Origin of the sequence: Mycobacterium sp., assembly GCF_052144515.1 — a bacterium.
Taxonomy (GTDB): domain Bacteria; phylum Actinomycetota; class Actinomycetes; order Mycobacteriales; family Mycobacteriaceae; genus Mycobacterium.
On the sequence record NZ_JBKQQD010000473.1, the window covers coordinates 1 to 4541 of the forward strand.

3 protein-coding genes and 1 pseudogene are annotated in these 4541 nt (G+C 62.0%); 3 read left to right on the plus strand and 1 reads right to left on the minus strand.

Annotated features, from left to right (window positions below; translation table 11 throughout):
• From ACLP9N_RS31935 to ACLP9N_RS31945, 3 genes and pseudogenes are all read left to right on the plus strand, one after another.
• The coding region (locus ACLP9N_RS31935; protein ID WP_442411138.1) for a hypothetical protein at positions 1-308 on the plus strand (308 nt) is incomplete at its 5' end.
• Between the two features lie 826 nt (positions 309-1134).
• Positions 1135-2350, plus strand: a pseudogene (locus tag ACLP9N_RS31940) (IS110 family transposase).
• 575 nt (positions 2351-2925) lie between these two features.
• Positions 2926-3798, plus strand: a complete 873-nt coding sequence (locus tag ACLP9N_RS31945; RefSeq protein ID WP_442411139.1) for a polysaccharide lyase — start codon at positions 2926-2928, stop codon at positions 3796-3798.
• Between the two features lie 429 nt (positions 3799-4227).
• Here ACLP9N_RS31945 and ACLP9N_RS31950 read toward each other — a convergent pair.
• Positions 4228-4541, minus strand: a 314-nt coding sequence (locus tag ACLP9N_RS31950) for a hypothetical protein (RefSeq protein ID WP_442411140.1), incomplete at its 5' end; no start/stop codon positions are given.

Here is a 4541-nt window from a genome sequence, read left to right on the forward strand (position 1 = left end):
CCTTGCGTCCAGATTCCGGTGTCGTCTGGCCCGCGATGAACCAGCCGCGCGGCCATATTGGCCAGCAGTTCGCGGCTCACCGGTTCGCTGTCGAACCTGCGGACTCCGGCTATTCCGCACATATGACCTCCGCCAGCATCGTTCCCGCGGTCACGCTGCGGCCCGACGAGGCGGGTGACCCCGGACCAACGTCGCTGCTTGAACGGGCCGTCGGCGGGGCCGACGCGGAAGGGGTGGCATTGGTTCTCCGAGTGGGGGCTGCCGAGCGTGTGGCAGCACCGATCTGCGCCGGTCAGAGTGTCCCATGATCTGCCGGGCGCGCTCTTTCGCGCGATCTTTCGCCAGCACGGCCTCGTTCCTCCCGTGCTTCCAACGGAGTTGCGCACGATGGGTGATCGCGCATACCTGTTGCGCGACGCTGCCGAGCCGTGCCCTGCAACATGCTCCTGAGCGGTGCATACCCTCATGGCCGTCTCCCGTGTTACTTGTGGGCTGATGTGTGGCGGCGCGCTGATCGCGCCGAAGTCATGGGCACTCTCACCAGCGACCTGATTACCGCGACCGACCCCGTGACACCGCCAGCACCGTTCTCTCCTAACCGTGGCGATCGAAACGGCAAAACCGGACTAAACCGACAATCCATATGTAGGCATACTCTACATACTTTTTGGATGAATGCAACGCTCATTATAAACTTCGAGTATTTCAGTGGGTGGGCCGGCTTCGAGACCGGCGGAAGGTCATCGACGTCGGCCGGTGTAAACCTCGGCACGGGCCGGATGCTCGGGGCCAGAAAGGGGAACCCCCCGCGCCACGGCCCGTGCCATGGTGGCCAAGCCAGCCGATTCATTCGATTGGACCATCTGATGAACCTAATGGGAATCGATCAGCGCGTTGACGGGGTTTGGGTGCTTGTCGAGGCAGGCTGGTCACCGAGCCGCCGGCCGGTGAGCACTTTGAGAACCTGGAGTGAGGGTCGATTCCTAGGTGTAGATCGTGCCCCGGCCGGTTGGTGGGGTCGCCTGTAGCGCTGCTGGGATGTCGTGCCGCTTCGAGCACTGATCCATTAGGTCGCCGCCGGGTGTCCTCGGGCTCGAAATAGGTTGAGTGCGGGCCGATGGAAGGCGGTGATCGATGATCTCTATCGGCGATGACTGGGCCGAAGAGCATCACGATGTGTATCTGATGGACGAGGCCGGGCGGCGGCTGGCCTCTGGGCGGCTGCCCGAGGGACTGACCGGCATCCGCCAGCTGCACGAGCTGGTCGCGGCGCACGCTGAGGAACCGGAACAGGCGGTGATCGGGATTGAGATCGACCGCGGTTTGTGGGTGGGGGCGCTGACGGCCGCCGGCTATCAGGTGTATGCGATCAACCCGTTGGCGGTGGCCCACTACCGCGACCGTCACCACGTCTCGGGCGCCAAATCCGATGCCGGCGATGCCAAGCTGCTGGCCGATCTGGTACGCACCGACCGGCACAACCACCGCCCGATCGCCGGCGACAGCCCCGATGCGGAAGCGATCAAAGTTCTCGCCCGCGCCCACCAGAACTTGATCTGGACACGCACGCGACACACCAACGCCCTGCGCAGCGCTTTGCGCGAGTACTACCCGGCCGCCCTGGTGGCCTTCGAGGACCTGGCCCACGGCGACGCCCTTGGGGGTGCTGGGCCGGGCCCCCACCCCCGAGCAGGGCGCCCACCTGCGCCCGAGCGCGATCCAGTCCGCGCTCAAACGCGGTGGCCGGCAACGCAATATCGCCGCCCGCGCCCGCCAAATCCGGGCCGCGCTGGGCACCGAACAGCTGGCCGCACCCGCGACGGTCACCGCGGCGTTCGCTGCCACCACCCGCGCCGCCGTCGGCATCATCGCCGAACTGAACCACCAAATCAGCGAGCTCGAAGAAAGCCTGGCCAAGCATTTTGAAACACACCCGGACGCCGACATCTACCTCTCCCAGCCAGGACTCGGTGTCGTGCTCGGCGCCCGGGTGCTCGGTGAGTTCGGGGACGACCCGAACAGATACACCGACGCCAAGTCTCGCAGAAACTACGCCGGCACCTCACCCCTGACCGTCGCCTCCGGCAAGAAACGCACCGTGCTGGCCCGCCACGTACGCAACCGTCGCCTCTACGACGGCATCGACCAATGGGCTTTGTGCGCCCTGACCACCAGTCCGGGCGCCCGCACCTTCTATGACCAGCGCCGCGCCGCCGACGACACCCACCACCAAGCCCTGCGTGCCCTCGGCAACCGCCTCGTCGGCATCCTGCACGGCTGCCTACGCCACCACACCACCTACAGCGAATACACCGCCTGGGCGCATCGCCAAATCACCCAAGCCGCTTGACAAGTTACGACCCTGGGATATCCCCGGGGAGCAACGCGATGGTGTCTGATCTTCAGCGCACGCCTGAGCAGGTGTGCGAGCACTACGAGTGAGATACTTGAAGTCCATGACTAGGTTGTACTGATCCAAAAAGTATGTAGAGTACCCTATACACGGATAATCGGTTTCATCCGGTTACGCCGTTTGGATCGCCACGGTTAGGAGAGAACGGTGCTGGCGGTGTCACAGGCGTCGGTCGCGGTAATCCGGTGACTGGTGAAGAGTGCCCATAACTTCGGCGCGATGAGCGCGCCGCCACACATCAACACACAAGTAACACGGGAGCGGCCACCACCAAGCTGTGGCTGTCACTCTTTCTCATGGGTTTCGTGGCGGTTTCGCTGATCAGTGTGCGCCTTGGTTTCGGGTCCCGGCCCGGACAACGGAATACGTGGCTGCTGGACACCGCATACGCTAGAGACGAACTGGACACCGCATACGCTACAGACGAAGAGGACGTATGCCAGAGGTCAAGGAAATCTCCCACGTTCACTCTGGCGCCCAAATCGCGGATACACGTTGTGAAAGGAGTTGCGATGTTCCGCTTGCACACAGCGCTTCGATCCGTCGCAGTGATCACATTCACGGTCGTCGCTGGGTGCCTCAGCGGGTGTGCGCCATTTCATGGGGTGGCGCAGCCGATGTTCATCGGTGATTACTCCACCGGTGATTTCAGTCAGTGGCCGAGTGTTCAGCACCGGGGATATAACGGGCCCGGGGTTCATTACGTTCCGTCGTATTCGGCGACCGTGGTCGACGACCCGGTGAAAGGTAAGGCGGCTCGTTTCGAGGTCCGTTCGGGCGACTGGCCAGGCTTCGCCACTGGCGAACGCTCGGAAGTGGGATCCAGCGCAAGCGAAACCGGGGGCACCGAAGGGCAGGTGCGCTGGTATGAGTTTTCCACCATGTTCGACCCGAGTTTTCCGCAGAACCACGCCGATCTTGGCTGGGGGGTGACCAACGACTGGCATTCGGATGCCAGCATCGGCAGCGCGGGATTCGAATGGGGCGTGGGCGCCAAGAACGGCTACTGGTCGCTGATCGTCAATCCGCAGACCCGTCCCGGCGACTACGTAGACACGTACACCATCTTCGAGACGCCGTTGAACGTCGGGCATTGGCACGACGTGAAGATGCAGGTCAACTGGTCAACCGGGTCACCGTGCCTGCGATGGTGTGCTGCGAGGCTGTCATCCGGTCAATCTATAAAGACAGGGTGGATCAGATTGTGGCTCAACGGAGTTCGCCAAACCTTTTTCGACGGATCCGATACCTATTTCCTTAGCACACTGGTCCCCGGGACGACCACGTGCTACTACAAAGAAGGCTACTACCGACAGGCGGCGCAGCCCACCGGCATCGTCTACCACTCGGGATTCCGGGCCGCCAGGGATGAGGCGGAACTCTAGATGCAACGAGGCTGGTAACGCGCTGGTAGCCGCCGCCGGTGGGGACGCGACTGATAATCAGCGGGCTACTGCTCCGACGCGAGTATCCGCCCGGGAGAAACTGACGGGGCGACTACAAACTGGCTCACAAGTTCGCGGGCACATGCGCAATTTGCGTGCCGTCGAGGTTAGTATCATGGTCACGTATTTACGTGGACGCTAGAATCCAGATCATGCAAACTTGACGCTGCATCTAATCTCTAGCGCGGTGATGGCGTGCCCTCGTCCAGATGAAAATACTGCTCCTCGAACATCGCTGGCTTCACCCAATCGACCTCCGACATGGCCCTCAACTTCGCCAGCAGGGCGGCTCGCTGAGAGTCGAAGTTCGGGTTGTGTCGGCGTCGTCTGAAAACTGACCCCGTGTCGAACTCGCCCGTCGAAAAGGGGTCAATTTTCGGGCGCCGTTGACAGGTTGTAGCTCGCGATGAATATCAATTCGCTTTTTGGTGGATAAGTGAACATAGGTGAGACATGGATCCTCGCACCCTTTTTAACTGCGGAGTCCAGAGCCGCTTGCGCTTCAAACCTTGGGTTATCTCTATTTCGAATGTTGATATACGTGAATCCCCGCCGCAAGGAGAGAACAGTGCTGGGCGGTGTCACAAGCGTCACTCGCGTTTGCAACCAAGCAATCGTGCCGTCAAACACTGGATGGCGCGTTCTGCAGCCGCGCGTTAGAACGAGGGAGCGCCGCAATTGGG

Bases quoted from the DNA above. Each gene is read 5' to 3' on its own strand.
- ACLP9N_RS31945 (WP_442411139.1), top strand. From the start codon at position 2,926: ATGTTCCGCTTGCACACAGCGCTTCGATCCGTCGCAGTGATCACATTC.